We start from the raw sequence: 15,774 nt of genomic DNA on the forward strand, positions 1-15,774 counted from the left end.
GAAGGAAGGAGGTTGTGAATGAGCAACCACAGCAACGATGAGCGTGAGATGATGCAGCCGCATCCGGATTCTTCTGGGGGACTGGCCCGTTGGTTGCAGGAGTTGATGCTACCCCCCAATGCGCCGGCTCCTTCCCCCTCGTCTGCAAACGAGCAGCTCTCTTTGCTCCAGAGCAACGACGACCATCTACGCCTCTATCAGCAAATTCCCGATTTTTGTGCAGCACTGCTTCAACATGATGATCAGGTTTACCTGCGCTATGCTGGGTTCATCTATCATCTGATTGGTTGCTCGCTCTGCCGAAACACCTATGTGGAAACCTACACCGCGCTGAGAAAAGCCCTGACGGATCAACCTCGTTCCCCTGAGCAGGAAGCCATTTTGCGCCCTCCGTCCGCGGTTCCGCCAGCGCCAGCCCGATCGCTGGTCCATCTCTGCCAGACCCTGATTCGCCAGGCGGAGCTCTTGTTGCGTCAGGCAAAACGCGAGCCTGAGCGCGAAGATTCCCTCATCGCTGCCCGGCAGCTTTTGCAACGGGCTATTCGCTTGAGCGTGGGTCTGACTCAGCAGCGCGAGCAGGCTTTGCGCGATCTGGTGCGAGTGGCAAGTCTGGTGGCGGAACGTGAAGGGCCACCCCGTGAGCCTCCGCTTTATGCCTATGAGCTACGCCAGCCTGGTGCTGCGGCGCGCTCTGTTCGCAGGAGCGTTACCCCCTTGGCGAGTGCGGGATTGGCTGGCCAGCAGGGGAGGCCGGCTATTCTTTTGCAGGCTGGTTCCTATGAAGGCAGAATAGAGCAAGAAGGCGACCTGCTTGTTCTCTTTCTGCAGGGATTGCCCCCGCAGCTGCATGGTCAATCCCTGGAAGCAACTCTTCCTCTAGGCACCCTGATTGAGGCAGTGGAGTGGTTCGGCGGTAACCCACAGGCAATTCGCTCGCCGGAGGCGGTGGATTCCCAGGGCCGGCTGCGCTTCCCGTTAGGGCGCACCTCCCTCCAGCTAAGCAAGCCAGAAGAGCGCAACATGCTGGAAGTCGTGTTCATGCGCCTCGAGTTACGTCCCTGCACGACCTGATGAGGAGCCACCGCTGACCCTGAGCAAGGGTACAAGTGGGGTGCAAGCTGATCTTCATTCAGGGACGAGGGCGGCGCTGAGCGATCTCGTAAGCGCGGCGGAAGTAGAGAAAGGCTTCTCGTGCTTCCCCTCGTCCCTCAAGCAGACGAGCGTAAGTGCTGTAGTATTCGGCGAGCTGGTCGCGGTCGATGTGGAGGCGCTCTAAAAGGCTCAGTGCCTCGCGACAGAGCTGATCGCCGTACTCATACTGGTTCTCCTCGTAAGCGAGCTGACCAAGAAGGAAGAGGGCCTCGGCCTGAATAAGGTTGTCATCAAAGGTGCGCGCCAGTGCCAGAGCTTGCTCACTATAGCGCCTGGCTTCGCTGAGCTGATGATCGTGGTGGAAATGCCAGTGCGCCAGGTGAAAGGCGATACTGGCAGCCTGCAGCGGTTCTCTGGCCCGCTGTTGCAGGTCTTCTAAAGCGGCGAAGGCTTGCCGACGGCTGGCCTCGTCTCCGCTGTGCAGACGGGCATGGTAGAGCAAATGGGTGATCTCTCCTTGTAAGCGGCTGAGACGGCGCCGCGTCTGGACAGCCAGGGCTTTGTGGGCGCTGAGCAGGGCCAGTGGATAGGTGCCCTGTCGCGCATAGCCTGCGCTTAGCTCATAGTAAGCCTGTTCTGGCGGTGAGGTGAGCGCTGCCGCCGCCTTCTCGCTCAGGGCTGCCGCTTGTCTCAGGGCGGCGATCGCGCGTTCGGCCTCGCCTCGTCTTAGATAGTGCTGCCCAAGACCGAGATAAGATCGAATGAGAAGAAAGTAGTCTTTCGGGGTAATTCTGTCGGAAATGCTGATACTTTCATGATAGAAAAATTCTGCTAAATAATAATTTTGCATAGAGAAATGTACAAGACCAGAAAGATATAAAATACAGGCTTTTAGGGGAGAAGGCTCATAGTCTGCAAGAAGCTGGCGGCCCTCTTCAAGGGAGCGCTCAGCTTCGGAGAGGTGCCCACTGGAGAAGGCGGCAAGGGCGAGAAGATAATAGACCCGCGCCTTATCCTGGCGCGGGAGAATGGCACTGATCAAGTCGTGCAAGGCGGCGGTGGCCCGGGCAAGCTCGCCCTCGTGAATCCAGATCTCGCTCTCCAGTAGCCGCAGGTGCAGCTCGCTCTCGCTTGCAAGGGCGCGTCGCCCATCGCGAGCGGTGGTGCTTGGCTGGTCAAGTAGCCCTCCTCCAGTCTCGGCCAGCAGCTGGGCGGGGGAGACGTTCAGCCGGCTGGCCAGGATTTCCAGCGCCCGAATAGAGGGCTGAATCTGTCCGCGCTCAATCGCTGAGATGTAGCTTACGGAGAAGTCTTGACCGGCCAGCTGGCTCTGAGTGAGTTTCCTGGCTTGCCTGATCGCTCGCACTCTTGCCCCTACTGAAGACCCGAGGTGGTTGGGCGTCTTTGGTGACATAGAACCCTCCTACGTACAGCACACTCGTGAACATGAATGGGGAGTCAATAAATAAATAACTTCCTCATAAAAGAGATTGTAAATTCTTTTTATTGTTGTGTCAATAGCAAGAAAAAATCAGCACGCAAAAAAGTCCCTTTCTTGTGTTACAACTAAAGCTGTCTCCCTATTCTGATCCTCTGAATGAACAGCGTATTGCAGCAGTCATCGCAATGCTATGCACAGTTTAATCAAAATTCAAGCAGAGGCTACCCTCTCCTTTAGAACGCCAGCCAGCCAGCCAATCTGCTCGAACTGTATATAGCAGTCTTTCTCTATGAGAAAATAACGCAGAGGCTCTCTGCATCTGGTACCATCTTCCTGTGCTCTTCTATCTTCATCTGGTTATCTCTCTTTAGTGAAAGCAGGGGGGACAGATATCTCCTGCTGACGGCCTACCCTTTTTCCCTGTATAATCAAGGCAATCTGGACTTCTGGGAGGGTGAGTCTCTCATGTTTCGCTTTCTCACCGCGGGTGAATCGCATGGTCCCTGTCTGACTGTGATTGTCGAAGGGCTGCCTGCCGGGCTGGAGATCGATCGTGAAGCTATTGACCGGGATCTTCGTCGTCGTCAGGGTGGCTATGGGCGTGGTGGACGCATGAAGATCGAGAGAGACAGTGTGCGTTTTCTCTCTGGTGTTCGGCATGGGCGGACTCTTGGCTCGCCGGTGACCATGCAGATTGAGAATCGCGACTGGGTAAATTGGCAGCAAGCTATGAGCGCTGAGCCGGTGGAGGAGCTGCCCGAGCCGGTGACGCGCGTGCGTCCTGGTCACGCCGATTTTACGGGGGCCATCAAGTATGGCCATCGTGATGTGCGCAACGTGATTGAGCGAGCCAGCTCGCGCGAGACTGCGGCGCGTGTGGCTGTCGGGTCCCTTTGCCGCCAGCTGCTGCAGCCTTTTGGGGTCTCCATTCATAGCCATGTTCTGGCCATTGCCGATGTAGGCTATGAGGAGCCGCGTCCCCTGACGCGCGATGCCTATCCTCCCAGCCTGTGGGAGCAGGTCGAGGCGTCGCCGATGCGCTGTGCTGATCCTGCCTTGACCGAGCGCATGATTGCTCGTATTCTAGAAGCAAAGCGAGCTGGCGATACCTGTGGTGGTGTCTTTGAGGTCGTGGCGCTTGGGGTTCCGATCGGGCTGGGCAGCTACAGCCAATGGGATCGGCGTCTGAGCGCGCGCCTGGGCCTGGCCATGCTCAGCATTCCTTCGGCCAAGGCTGTCGAGATCGGCGCGGGGCTGGAAGCGGCGCGGCGCACTGGCTCTCACGTTCATGATGTGCTGCGGCATGGCGCTGACGGTAGCTGGTATCATGTGACGAACAACGCCGGCGGCATCGAAGGAGGGATTACCAACGGCGAGCCGCTGGTGGTGCGTGTGGCGCTCAAACCCATCCCTTCTTTGGCTCATCCGCTACCCGCCGTCGATCTGGCCAGTGGCGAGAATATTGATCAGACCCGCTATGAGCGCAGCGATGTCTGCGTGGTGCCTGCTGGTGGCGTGGTTGGTGAGGCCATGATGGCTATTGTTCTGGCCGAAGCCCTGCTAGAAAAGTACGGAGGCGATAGTCTGGAGGAGGTGCTGCGTCATTTCCAGGCCAGCCAATCGGCTTAGGGCAGGGCCTGTCAGGTCAGAGAGCGAGTGGCGAAAACGCGCGCCCTGGGTCTGCTGTTTCGCTGGCTCCGGTCCAGCGGGGGGAGGCTTCGCTCAGATCTCGTCTTGGGGGCTGTTGCTCTTCACCTCCGCGGTCGTCTCGCCCGCAGAGGGAAAGGACTGTCTTTTCTGCCAGCAGGTCGGGCAGTAACCGCTGGCCATCAGGTCCAGTGTCAGACCGTGAAAGCCATATTGCTGCTGTAGGTCTTCGTGCAGGTTCCCGAGGAGGTTCTCGTCGAGATGGATAATGACGCGGCAGCCACGGCAGATCAGATGGTGATGGGCCTTGCCTGGCGCACGCTCATAGCGTGGCGGCTCCCCCGGAAGGCGGTTCTCACGTACCAGCCCTAGCTCCTTGAGGAGTTCGAGCGTGCGGTAGATGGTCGAGAGGCTGACCGCGGGATTCTGCTGCTGAACACGCTCGCTGATCTGTTCGATGCTGAGATGGGCGTCGGCTTCGTGAATGACGTTCAAGATCATCGAGCGCTGCGGCGTGAGACGGTAGCCGCGCTTGCGTAGAAACTCGCTCGACGACTTGATAGAATGATGCATTGCTCAAACCTCGACGTGCAATTGACCTGAGCTGGGCTGTCTTCGGCTCGCCAGGACAGCCCGACAGCTCTCTTAGCTCTATATGAGAATGCCTGGATGGGTAGATCGATGGATCGATCGATCGAGTATACAGGGTGCGCAGCCTCGCCTGAATCCTAGCATGGCCAGAGGCGAGGCGTCAATGAGGGTGGCTAGAGGCGATCATGAATAGAAGAACGGCGTGGTCTTCTCGCTTGCCGTTGTGTGCAAGCCTGCTCAGCTGATGAGTGCACAGTGCGACGAAGCGAAGGAGGATGGCACCATGACTGCTACCCAATTTTGGCGCTCTATCGTTGATCCTCTGCGCGTCATGAGTGCGCGCGTGCTCCACTGGGAGGGAGAAGATGCTCAGTTGCGCGACGAGGCCCTGGCTGTCGAAGAGCCGCTGGAGGTCCGCCTCAACCGGCGCAGTCTCGCGATCATTATGCGTACCCCCGGCCACGATCGCGAGCTCGCTCTGGGGTTCCTTTTTAATGAGGGTCTCATTCGCTCGGGGCAGGAGGTGCTGCGTGTCGAGGAAGCTCTTGACGCTGATGGCCTCCCGCTGCCCAACGTCATCGAGGTCACTTTGCGCACGAGCGAGGCCCAGGAGGAGCAAGCCGGTGGTGACGCTCTCTGCCAGGCTACCTTTGAGCGCCACTTTGCGGTCTCCTCTAGCTGCGGGCTATGTGGCAAGAATAGCATTGCGGACCTGCTGAGCTCGCTTGCACCGCTTGAGCCAGATACGCTGCGCTTGCGGGCCGAGACCCTCTACGCGCTGCCTGAGCGGCTGCGGGTCGCCCAGGCTGTCTTCTCCCATACTGGCGGCCTGCATGCGGCAGCTCTCTTCTCACTCCAGGGTGACCTGTTGCTCCTACGTGAGGATGTCGGGCGACATAATGCGGTGGATAAGCTCGTGGGCTGGGGACTGCTCCAGGGCAACTTCCCCTACCGCGAGCATATTCTCATGGTGAGCGGACGGACCTCGTTCGAAATTATTCAGAAAGCTCTCTCTGCCCGTATCCCTTGTGTTGCGGCGATCTCGGCGCCATCGAGTCTGGCCGTGGAGCTGGCGGAGCAAGCGGGCATCACGCTCGTTGGCTTTCTGCGAGGACGTTCAATGAACGTCTACACGCACCCTGAGCGTTTGCTGGCCGCGGGCTAAAGTCCTCTTGCGTGCCAGGGAGGACAGGGCTATAATGCGGACTATGCGAGGAGCCATGCAGAGTGATACCATAGCAGCGATCGCCACCCCTCCTGGTGTGGGTGGCGTGGGCATTGTGCGCGTGAGTGGGGAGGCAGCTTTCTCCATTGTGCTCCCGCTCTTCCGCCGTCCTGGTGGGGAGCAGACGCCCCCTCCTTCCCACCAGCTCACCTATGGGCGAATCGTTGATCCGCGTAGCGGGGAGGTGCTCGACGAGGTGCTGGTGGCTTTCATGTGTCGGCCCCACACCTATACGCGCGAAGATGTCGTTGAGATTCAGGGACATGGCGGGCCGCTCGTCCTGCAGCGTATTCTGCGCCTTGTACTGGAACAAGGGGCCCGACTGGCGCAGCCGGGTGAGTTTACTCTGCGAGCCTTTCTCAATGGACGTCTCGATCTGGCGCAGGCGGAGGCGGTCATGGATGTCATCAGTGCCCGCACCGAGGCGGGGTTACGGCTGGCCATGCAGCAGCTGCAGGGGCGCGTCTCGGCCCGTCTGCATGAGGCTCGACAGACAGTGCTGGGTGTCCTGGCACGTATCGAGGCGAGCATTGATTTCCCCGAAGATGATATTCCTACCCCGCGCGCCGACGAGTTGCGTTCCCCTCTCCTGGCAGCTCTGAGCCTGATCGATGAGTTGCTGGCCGGGGCAGAACAGGGCCGCCTCTATCGCTACGGTCTGCGCACCGTCATCATCGGTCGCCCCAATGTTGGCAAATCAAGCCTCCTGAATGCCTTGCTGCGCAGTGAGCGTGCCATTGTTACGCCGATCGCCGGCACAACCCGCGATACAGTTGAGGAAGTGGCCAATCTCCGGGGCATTCCTCTCCATCTGATCGACACCGCTGGGATCACGCCTACGGATGACCCAGTCGAGCAGATTGGTATCCAGCGCAGCCGCGCTGCTGCGGAGAGCGCTGACCTGGCGCTGCTGGTCTTCGATGGCGCTGAGGATTTCACCGCTCAAGATCGCCAGGTCTGTGAGGAGCTCCAGCGTCTGGGTTTCGGCCAGGAGGACAGTGAGACGGCCAATGGTCGCACTGGGCGCCCGCTGATTCTGGTGCTGAATAAGATCGATCGTCCGCGCTCGTTGCCGCTTGAGCAGGTGCGCCGCTTCTGGCCGCAGGCGCCGCTGGTGATGACCTCAACGCTGACGGGCGAGGGACTGAGCCAGCTGGAGGAGACGATCGCCAACCTGGTGCTGGCCGGCAGAGCGCTCCAAAGCGATAGCGTGCTGGTGACAAATCTGCGCCATCAGGAGGCTCTGCGCCTGGCCTCGCAGCATTTGCAGGCAGCCCTGGCCACGTTGGCGCAAGATCTGCCCCTCGACTTTGTCTCCATCGACCTGCAGGCTGCCTGCCACGCCCTCGGCGAGATCACCGGCGAGACGGCCAGCGCCGACCTGCTTGAACGCATCTTCAGCGAATTCTGCATCGGAAAGTAACAGATGTTCTTTTTTTGTTGATTATATTGATTTATTTGTAATAGTCTCTGAAGAAGAAAGATGGTCTTTAGAAGCAATATCAAGCGCTCGACGCTGCTCATCGTTGTGGCTGTCATCCTAAGCAGTGTTGTTCTGACCGCCCTGGCCTACCGGGTGGCGCTAGTGGGCATGGCGGCGAGCGAGGCCACGCCGACCCCGGTGCCGGTGGTGTTGCGACCGACGCCGACCCCTTCGCCGACGCCGACCTTTACGCCGACACCGACTCCTTCGCCGACCCCCTCGCCGACGCGTGATCCGGCTACCATTCTCGGGGTTGAGGGACGTACGGCTGCCGCGGCTGGAGGTATTGCCTGGGTGAGGCTGGGAGACCACAGCTGTGGTGCTGCTGGTTTACAAGGCAGCGCTCTCAGAAATGCCGTTGCCAGCATGCATGCAGCAGGTTTCCATGTCCTGCTGACCCTGTGCCAGCCAAGTGCAGGGCCGCCCCGTCTTTACGATGCCAACATTATCCAGGATGCCGCTTTGGCGGGGGCGGATGCCGTACAATGCGGCAACGAACAGATGAAGCTAGACGCCTGGACAACCTATGTTACGCCTGAGCGCTTTGCGCGCTTTTATGATCTTTGTGCTCAGGCCGTGCAGACCTATGATCCCGGTGCCAAGGTCATTCTCGGCTCCGTTGATCCTCTGGTTGTCCCGGACGACTACGGCAAGCTCATGACCCGTGTCGCCTACCTGAATGAGATGCAGACTGCCATGAATACGCTCGTCCATCCAGGTGGCCACTGGAGCTGGCGCACCCAGACCCTGGGTCTCATCGATAGCTGGCACAATGGTTATCCAGGCGATTACGTCAATAATCTCTACGGGGTGCTGGCCTTCTGGGCGCAACAGTTTGGCCTTGATCTCAACAGCGGCAAGCTGGGAGAGCGCATCTGGATTGTCGAGGGCACGGGCTGTTTTCAGGGCTGCGGCCTCAACGTCTACAATCCAACGGAGATCGCCATTGCCCACATCCTGTCATTGGTTAGCGATGTGCGTACGGCGATGAGCTACCGTGTCCCCTTCTTCTACTTCAGTGGGCAAGACTTCATCATTGATGGGCAGCTCTGGCCGATCGGGGTCGTAGATGTGAGGGGACATCCCAAGCCTTTAAGGCAAGACCTGGGAATGGGGGCGCGTACATTGACGCTCAGCTGTCCACGGGGAGCACTCCAGGTCCAGACACAGCCAGCGTTGCTCGGGGCACTCTATCGCGGCTGCCAGCTGCCGGCGAACTATCGGAGCATTCTGGCCAGCTAAAGGCCCTGCCTGAGTGGGGCCGGTTGTTGAGTCGCTTCCGCCCTGCCACTCAGCCGAATAGCCAGGCCAGACAGCACTGCTCTCCTTATTGTGAATGTGGGCAGTGGGCAAGACTGCGAGGAGTTGCCTGCTGAGAATCTGTGAAGGAAGAAGGCTACTCAACGACAGCCACGAGCGAGGAGAGAAGGGCGCGCACCCAGAGAGCGTAGCCTTCTTCTGCTCCTCGCTCGCCTCAGACCTGGAGGTAGCGCAGGACCTCCTTGCGAGGAACGGCTACCTGCCGGGCTTCCTCCTCAGCGCCTTCGGCGCGCAGTGAGCGGAGAGAGACCAGCCCATTGGCCAGCTCCTCCTCGCCGAGAATCAGGGCATAGGCGGCGCCCGAGGCATTGGCCTGCTTCATCTGGGCCTTGGGGCTGCGATCACCGTAGCTCATCTCGGCCTTGATACCGGCATGCCGCAGCTCAGCAATCAGGCGGACCGCTGCCTCCTTGAGCGCTGGCTCCTTGCCCATATAGACCACAAAAGCCCGTGGCCTCTCGGGAGGAGGTGGGACGATCCCCTGACGCCTCAGCTCCAGAATGACGCGCTCGATCCCCATACCGAAACCAATGCCGGGCGTAGAAGGGCCGCCCAGGAGTTCGGCCAGTCCGTCGTAGCGCCCCCCGCCGTTGAGCGCCGTATTGTCCATCTCCGAAGTGAACTCGAAGACCGTACGAGTATAGTAATCAAGACCGCGCACAAGCAGCGGATTCAGCTCAAAAGGTACCTCATAGAGCTGCAAGAAGCGCTGCACACGCTCGAAGTGTTCATGACACGCTTCACACAGGTAATCAACGCTGTGAGGAGCGGCAGCGATCTTGGCCTGATCTTCCGGCTCTTTGCAATCCAGCAGACGAAGCGGATTCTTCTGGAAGCGAGACTGGCAGTTATGGCAGCACTGGTCAAGCAAGGGACGATAGTAGGTGCGCAGAGCCTCCACGTATCGCGGGCGACAGGTGGCGTCGCCGATGCTATTGAGCTGGACGCGGATGCCTCGCAGCCCGAGCTGGCTGTAGACCTGATAGAGCAGGGCGATCAGCTCGGCATCGATTGCCGGATCGCTCTCACCGAGGGCCTCGCAGCCAAACTGGTGATGCTGGCGATAGCGTCCGGCCTGGGGACGTTCATGGCGAAACATTGGTACGCTGAGATAATAGAGCTTGACGGGCTGAGGGAGCTTAAACATCCCATGCTCCAAATAGGCCCGCACCACGCCCGCCGTTCCCTCGGGGCGCAGCGTCAGACTCTGGCCACGGCCCTCCTTTCCCGGGCGATCCTCGAACGTATACATCTGGTGCTCAACCACGTCCGAAGTCTCGCCAGAGGTTTTGAGGAAGACCCCTGTCTCTTCGAGAATGGGCGTCTCGATACGGCGGTAGCCGTACAATTCGGCCACGGTCGCGGCGGTCTGCTCCACGAAGCGCCAATAGGGCTGCTCATCAGGCAAAATATCGCGGAAGCCCTGCAAGGCTCGGTACTGCTGTGCTGACATAGTCCGGTTCTTTCGCGCCTCCAGATCGGAAATGCACAGCCTATTATAGCAGATGATGTCTAGAGGAGAGGTCAGGAAGGGCGAGTCAAAAAGCTGGGAAGAGAGGGCCATCGCCCGCTGCTTTAGCTGAGCCGTAATCTGAGGGCTGTTACTCTTGAGCTAAAGCAGGCGTTACACTCATGGTTAGTTGAAAGGGGGACCATCCTATCTGTTAGGCGCTCGCAGGAAGTGAGCGACGAGAAGGGGCCTGGACTACGAGGCTTGTGGTTGTGGCAGGGCAGGGTGTAGCTTATGGCCCAAGAGCCTGTCCTCTGGACATTCTGGCGGGGAAATGGTATTACACAACTGAGGAACTGGCTCGTTCTGCAGTTGCCATCAGGCTTGCTGGAATGCCATAGGGCCTGTCCACATGTGATCGGATGGTAGGTCCTGCACGCGCCTCCGCCGGCAGTCGGCATCAGGCATCCGGCTATGCATGGGCCAGAATGGTCAAGGTCTGCACGTAAGCAAGGATGCGACTGACATCTCCGTTGGGCCGTGCGAGCCAGAAGAAATGCCCGGTTCTTCTTCGTCATCTCAACTGCCGTACGGCAAGTAACAGGGAGCTATGAGAGAATTACGATCAGAAACCATTGAGACAGGAGTCAAGACGAAGTACAGCCTTTCGGTCATTCTGCCTGCCCATAACGAAGAGGCAGCCATTGCCGGTACACTGCAAAATGTGCTGGAGACGCTGACCCCTTGGGTGCAAGACTTTGAGGTCGTAGTAGTCAACGACGGCAGCAGAGACAACACCAAGACGATTGTGGAGGCGCTGGCTGCTGTTGATCCACGCATTCGGCTGATCAACCATCCGGTCAATCGCGGCTATGGGGCGGCTCTGGTCAGTGGCTTTGAGGCAGCGAGTAAAGATCTCGCCTTCTTCATGGACTCTGATGGCCAGTTCGATATCCGCGACATCGAGCATTTTTTTCCGCTCATTGAGCGCTTCGATGCGGTCCTGGGCTATCGGATCAAGCGCCAGGACACCTGGATGCGCAAGCTCAATGCCTGGGGCTGGAAATGGCTCGTGCGTCTGGTCTTCGGCCTGCGCGTACGTGACATTGATTGCGCCTTTAAGCTCTACCGGTCGCAGTTTTTCCGCGATCACAAGCTAGAGACGCGAGGAGCGATGATCAACACAGAGATTCTCTACAAGTTCACTCGCGCGGGCTATACCTATACTGAGGTTGGCGTTCACCATCTGCCCCGCAGGGGGGGACGAGCCACGGGGGCGCGACCGGAGGTCATTGCCCGGGCCTTCCGTGAGCTGATCTACTATGCCTGGAAGTGGCGAGCAGAAGAACGTCAGCAGAGACGAGCCTATCGAGCTATGCTACACGAATGAGGTAGAGAAGGAATGAGCGCGACCTTTGCCGAGCTCTATGCTCCTGCCCTGAAAGAGGTCTTTACCGTCCAGGCCCGGCAACGCCTGGCAGAAGGAGTAGACGGCCTGGAGTATGCGCGCTCCTACGCCGAACGGGGCAAACCTGATTTTGTGCTTGCGTTCCTGCTCCTTGTGGAGGCCGAAGATGATCTCAAGCGGGAGCTGCTAGCCTATGCCTATGAGCGGCGAGCTGCCCTCTCCGAGCAGAAAGCTGCCAGCTTTGCGCGGCAGTTCCGCCGCTCCTTCCCACTGGTACGCCAGAGTGCTCATCAAGATCGGCTAGCGGCTCAGCGCATCCGTACCGGCCAACCGCTGCCCTCGGCGCACGAACTGGCACGGCTCTTCAACGAGCAGGCGCAGCTATAAAAGAGAGAAGAGAGGAGCCAAAGCGAACGCAAAGGCGATAGCGCCCGGCGACCGTAACAGAGCGGGGTCGATCCGCTTGGAGTGGTCCAGGCTCAGCGCCTGGGCCAGAGCGGACCGATCCCTTTTCTTCTCTTGTGCGCGCAGGCCAGCTACGAGCTACGCCTACGCCTGTCCAGGCGCTGAGCTTTCAGAAGCCGGTAGCTCCCCGTCGGCCTGCTGCTCCTCTCCCTCAGCGTCTGGCGTCTGATCATCCGAGGATACGAAACCCTCCTCGCGCTCACCGTGGCGTTTCCCGTTCGTCGTCGCCACGGCCACCACGCTATCGCCGTCAGCAATCGTCATCAGGCGTGTCCCCTGAGTAGCGCGGCCCAGACGCGAGACGTTGCTGATCTCTGTGCGGATCACCACCCCGCCGGCGGTAATAATCATCAAATCATTATCGAGATCAGTAATGATGCGAGCCGTGGCCACCGGACCAGTCTTCTCCGTCACTTTAGCTGTCAGCACGCCGCTGCCGCCGCGGCTCTGTGGCGGATACTCCTCGATAGGGGTACGCTTGCCGTAGCCACGCTCTGTCACCACCAGCAGCTCGCTGTCGCGAGGAGTCAGGTTGAGAGAGACCACGCTGTCGCCCTCTTCCAGCCGGATACCGCGCACCCCGCCGCTCATGCGCGAAGCAGCCCGCAGCTCCTCCACGGTAAAGCGGATGGCCTTCCCATGAGCGGTAATCAACAGCACATGGTCATCGGCGCGCGCCAGCTTGGCCCCGATCAAACGATCGTCCTCCTCGAGATTCATCGCGATCAACCCCTGGCGGCGCACGCTCTCAAACTCGCTCATGACCGTCTTCTTCACCTCGCCCTTGCGGGTTGCCACGATCATATAATCGCGACTGACCCCTTTGGGCACGGCCACGATAGCCGTCACGCGCTCCTGCTGATCAAGGGCAATCAAGTTAATCAGGTGCTCGCCCCGGGCCGTACGGCTGACATCGGGCAGCTCATAAACGCGGAGCTGATAGACGCGGCCCCGGTCGGTAAAGAAGAGCAGATGATCATGGGCGTGGGCCACCAGCAAATGGCGGACGGCATCATCCTCGCGCGTAACCATCCCGGTCACCCCCTTGCCGCCGCGGCGCTGGGCGCGGTAGGTACTGGAAGGGAGGCGCTTAATATAGCCCTTCTCCGTCAGCGTCACCACCACTTCCTCATTCGGGATCAGGTCTTCTTCGGTGAAATCGCCGGCCTCGCCCTCGCGGATGTCGGTGCGACGCGGATCACCGTACTTCTCCTTCAGCTCCTCCAGATCGGCTTTGATGAGCTTGCGCACTTCATTAATATCGCTCAGCACCAGATTATAGTAATCGATATGCTGCTGAACGGTGCGCAGTTCCTCCTCGACCTGCTGACGTTCGAGAGCAGCCAGACGAGCGAGGCGCATATCGAGGATGGCACTGGCCTGAGCCTCCGAGAAACCGAACTGCTCCTGCAGCGTGCGGTTCAACTCGGCCTCCGTGCCCTGCGACTGGCGAATTGTCTGCAAAATGGCATCGAGGTGCTCAAAAGCCTTGCGGAAGCCTTCGAGGATATGCTTGCGAGCCTCAGCGCGAGCCAGCTCATAGCGGGTGCGCCGCGTAATCACCTGTTCGCGATGGTTGATATAGTGCTGTAGGAAGCCTTTGAGCGTCAGAATGCGCGGTTGGCGGTCGACCAGCGCCAGCATGTTGGCATTAAAGGCGCTCTGCATAGCCGTATACTTGTAGAGCGAATTGAGGACGCTGGTCGGATTCGCGTCGCGCTTCAGCTCGATGACCATGCGCATGCCGCGGCGATCCGACTCGTCGCGCACCTCAGCGATTCCTTCGATCTTCTTATCGCGAGCTAGCTCGGCGATCTTCTTCACAAGCTCGGCCTTGTTAACCTGATAGGGCAGTTCAGTCACCACAATGCTGGCGCGCCCACGCTCGTTTTCCTCGATATGGGTCCGAGCCCGGACGACGATGCGTCCGCGCCCGTTGGCATACATATTGCGGATGCCTTCACGGCCCTGGATGATGCCCCCTGTGGGAAAGTCGGGGCCAAGGATGATGTGCGAGAGGTCCTCAGTAGTGGCCTCGGGGTGATCGATCAGGTAAGTGATACCGTTGCAGACCTCGACAAGGTTGTGAGGAGGGATATTTGTGGCCATACCAACGGCGATGCCAGCAGAACCATTGACCAGAAGGTTAGGCAGGCGAGCTGGCAGGACAGTTGGCTCTTTCGCCTGGTTGTCATAGTTGGGCACGAAATCGACGGTGTCTTTCTCGATATCGCGCAGCATCTCGTCGGCGATAGGGGCCATTTTAGCTTCCGTGTAGCGCATCGCCGCTGGTGGATCATCGTCCTGAGAGCCAAAGTTGCCTTGCCCTAAGATCAGTGGATAGCGCATCGACCAGGGCTGGGCCATGCGCACCAGGGTATCGTAAACGGCGACGTCGCCGTGTGGATGGTAGAGTTTGAGAACCTCGCCGACAGTGCCGGCGCATTTGCGGAAAGGTTTATTGGCTTGCAAGCCCATCTGCTCCATGGCGTAGAGGATGCGACGATGCACCGGCTTGAGGCCATCGCGTACATCCGGCAGCGCGCGGCTGACGATGACGCTCATGGAGTAGTTCAGATAGGCCACGGTCATTTGTTCAACTATATCAACAGTTTTGACATTGCCTACTTCTTCCATCATGCGAAAATCCTCGAGCGAAAAGAGAGATCAGCGCCAACGCTCAAGCGCTGCTGGCTGCTTCGGATGGGGACGAGACGAGATGGACGGAGGCCAGACAAGGGTCGAGCCGGGCAAACCAGACCTCCTTCTCACACCCGCATTTTCTTATAGTATAGCATATCCGAGAGAAAATTGCGAATGGGGGCCAGAACTTCCCTATCGGCGATCGAAAACCCGCAGCTTTTCACCCGTCCAGTGCTATATTTCATAGCTGACATGTGGTATGATAGATGCTAGAGCGGGATTAAAAGAGGCTTGTATAGCGCTGTACGAGAGGCGTCCTGGACTCTGCCCAGGGGACGACACTGCAGTGCTGCTAGCGATTGTGCTACGGCTGATGCCATTAGAGGGAGAAGGGTAAGCAAAACAATGGAATGGCATCTCACTCTTCAGACAGCCTTATTCATCCTGCTGGTGCCGATCTTTCTCTGGTTCGGCTACCGTCGGGGATGGCGTCGTGAGCTATTCCTCCTGCCATTTGTGCTGGGGGCAGTACTCTTTCTCATCCTGAATGTGGGGCGGGGGCTGACACAATTTCTGACACAGCTGTTTGTTGATCAGCCTAGCATCAGCCCCTCACCGCGGGCGGTGACCATTGTCACCGTGCTTTGTCTGGCGGGTATTATTGCAGCGGGCTATCTCCTGGGCAACCGTCTCTTTCCCAAGCCGAGCGCGCCCCAGGATCGCGTCCTTGGTCTTGGCCCGGCCTTTATCACTGGCTGTGTGGCGGTCTTCTATCTGACGACCCTGGTTTTTCCGCAGACCCAGGCAGTGATGCTAGGTCAGGGCTTCATTCTGCTGGATCAGTATCATCTAGGCTACTATGCGCTAGCGCTCTTTATTATCATCGCTGTTGTGGTCGTTATCCGGCTGGTCACGGCCAGTACTGGTAAGAAGAAGTAGCAGGCAGGGGCTGAGGTCGTGAGTGGGGCGGGAGGAGAAAGTGAGCAGGCAAGCTCGGGTATTTGAGTGA

The 15,774-nt window shown here is 59.0% G+C and carries 12 protein-coding genes; 8 read left to right on the top strand and 4 right to left on the bottom strand.

Annotated elements, in window-relative coordinates; genetic code table 11:
* Positions 1 to 18 precede the first annotated feature (18 nt).
* On the top strand, positions 19 to 1,071 hold the full coding sequence (locus N688_RS02040) for a hypothetical protein (RefSeq protein WP_052887731.1): 1,053 nt from the start codon (positions 19 to 21) through the stop codon (positions 1,069 to 1,071).
* Between the two features lie 58 nt (positions 1,072 to 1,129).
* Here the strand turns inward: N688_RS02040 and N688_RS02045 are convergent, their stop codons facing one another.
* Entirely contained in the window at positions 1,130 to 2,506 is a 1,377-nt protein-coding gene (locus N688_RS02045; protein WP_081838411.1) for a helix-turn-helix domain-containing protein, read from the bottom strand.
* A gap of 492 nt (positions 2,507 to 2,998) precedes the next feature.
* On the opposite strand from N688_RS02045, the gene aroC reads away from it, so the two are divergent.
* Positions 2,999 to 4,162: a chorismate synthase gene (aroC, locus tag N688_RS02050; protein WP_052887733.1), complete on the top strand. Its 1,164-nt coding sequence runs from the start codon at positions 2,999 to 3,001 to the stop codon at positions 4,160 to 4,162.
* Between the two features lie 93 nt (positions 4,163 to 4,255).
* Here the strand turns inward: aroC and N688_RS02055 are convergent, their stop codons facing one another.
* Positions 4,256 to 4,753, bottom strand: a complete 498-nt coding sequence (locus tag N688_RS02055; RefSeq protein ID WP_052887734.1) for a Fur family transcriptional regulator — start codon at positions 4,751 to 4,753, stop codon at positions 4,256 to 4,258.
* A gap of 301 nt (positions 4,754 to 5,054) precedes the next feature.
* On the opposite strand from N688_RS02055, the gene fdhD reads away from it, so the two are divergent.
* The 3 genes from fdhD to N688_RS02070 are packed head-to-tail and all read left to right on the top strand — an operon-like array spanning position 5,055 to position 8,721.
* On the top strand, positions 5,055 to 5,936 hold the full coding sequence (fdhD, locus tag N688_RS02060) for a formate dehydrogenase accessory sulfurtransferase FdhD (RefSeq protein WP_202901820.1): 882 nt from the start codon (positions 5,055 to 5,057) through the stop codon (positions 5,934 to 5,936).
* Positions 5,937 to 5,991: 55 nt separating this feature from the next.
* Entirely contained in the window at positions 5,992 to 7,419 is a 1,428-nt protein-coding gene (gene mnmE, locus N688_RS02065; RefSeq protein ID WP_052887735.1) for a tRNA uridine-5-carboxymethylaminomethyl(34) synthesis GTPase MnmE, read from the top strand.
* Between the two features lie 60 nt (positions 7,420 to 7,479).
* Positions 7,480 to 8,721 (top strand): hypothetical protein, encoded by a 1,242-nt coding sequence (locus tag N688_RS02070; RefSeq protein ID WP_052887736.1) that lies wholly within the window; start codon positions 7,480 to 7,482, stop codon positions 8,719 to 8,721.
* A 232-nt stretch (positions 8,722 to 8,953) separates the two neighbouring features.
* On the opposite strand, the gene hisS is transcribed toward N688_RS02070, so the two are convergent.
* Complete coding sequence (gene hisS, locus N688_RS02075; RefSeq protein ID WP_052891339.1) at positions 8,954 to 10,252, bottom strand: histidine--tRNA ligase; 1,299 nt, start codon at positions 10,250 to 10,252, stop codon at positions 8,954 to 8,956.
* Between the two features lie 607 nt (positions 10,253 to 10,859).
* Here hisS and N688_RS02080 point away from each other — a divergent pair.
* On the top strand, positions 10,860 to 11,639 hold the full coding sequence (locus tag N688_RS02080; RefSeq protein ID WP_052887737.1) for a glycosyltransferase family 2 protein: 780 nt from the start codon (positions 10,860 to 10,862) through the stop codon (positions 11,637 to 11,639).
* A 12-nt stretch (positions 11,640 to 11,651) separates the two neighbouring features.
* Positions 11,652 to 12,044: a hypothetical protein gene (locus N688_RS02085; protein ID WP_052887738.1), complete on the top strand. Its 393-nt coding sequence runs from the start codon at positions 11,652 to 11,654 to the stop codon at positions 12,042 to 12,044.
* Between the two features lie 162 nt (positions 12,045 to 12,206).
* Here N688_RS02085 and gyrA read toward each other — a convergent pair whose 3' ends face one another.
* On the bottom strand, positions 12,207 to 14,762 hold the full coding sequence (gyrA, locus tag N688_RS02090) for a DNA gyrase subunit A (protein ID WP_052887739.1): 2,556 nt from the start codon (positions 14,760 to 14,762) through the stop codon (positions 12,207 to 12,209).
* 408 nt (positions 14,763 to 15,170) lie between these two features.
* On the opposite strand from gyrA, the gene N688_RS02095 reads away from it, so the two are divergent.
* Positions 15,171 to 15,704 (top strand): CvpA family protein, encoded by a 534-nt coding sequence (locus N688_RS02095; protein ID WP_052887740.1) that lies wholly within the window; start codon positions 15,171 to 15,173, stop codon positions 15,702 to 15,704.
* The last annotated feature ends 70 nt before the right edge of the window (positions 15,705 to 15,774 follow it).

It is taken from the genome of Thermogemmatispora carboxidivorans (genome assembly GCF_000702505.1).
Taxonomy (GTDB): Bacteria; Chloroflexota; Ktedonobacteria; order Ktedonobacterales; family Ktedonobacteraceae; genus Thermogemmatispora; species Thermogemmatispora carboxidivorans.

Coding starts and splice junctions, on each gene's coding strand:
- N688_RS02040 (WP_052887731.1), top strand. CDS start 19: ATGAGCAACCACAGCAACGATGAGCGTGAGATGATGCAGCCGCATCCG.
- N688_RS02045 (WP_081838411.1), bottom strand. CDS start 2,506: ATGTCACCAAAGACGCCCAACCACCTCGGGTCTTCAGTAGGGGCAAGA.
- aroC (WP_052887733.1), top strand. CDS start 2,999: ATGTTTCGCTTTCTCACCGCGGGTGAATCGCATGGTCCCTGTCTGACT.
- N688_RS02055 (WP_052887734.1), bottom strand. CDS start 4,753: ATGCATCATTCTATCAAGTCGTCGAGCGAGTTTCTACGCAAGCGCGGC.
- fdhD (WP_202901820.1), top strand. CDS start 5,055: ATGACTGCTACCCAATTTTGGCGCTCTATCGTTGATCCTCTGCGCGTC.
- mnmE (WP_052887735.1), top strand. CDS start 5,992: ATGCAGAGTGATACCATAGCAGCGATCGCCACCCCTCCTGGTGTGGGT.
- N688_RS02070 (WP_052887736.1), top strand. CDS start 7,480: ATGGTCTTTAGAAGCAATATCAAGCGCTCGACGCTGCTCATCGTTGTG.
- hisS (WP_052891339.1), bottom strand. CDS start 10,252: ATGTCAGCACAGCAGTACCGAGCCTTGCAGGGCTTCCGCGATATTTTG.
- N688_RS02080 (WP_052887737.1), top strand. CDS start 10,860: ATGAGAGAATTACGATCAGAAACCATTGAGACAGGAGTCAAGACGAAG.
- N688_RS02085 (WP_052887738.1), top strand. CDS start 11,652: ATGAGCGCGACCTTTGCCGAGCTCTATGCTCCTGCCCTGAAAGAGGTC.
- gyrA (WP_052887739.1), bottom strand. CDS start 14,762: ATGATGGAAGAAGTAGGCAATGTCAAAACTGTTGATATAGTTGAACAA.
- N688_RS02095 (WP_052887740.1), top strand. CDS start 15,171: ATGGAATGGCATCTCACTCTTCAGACAGCCTTATTCATCCTGCTGGTG.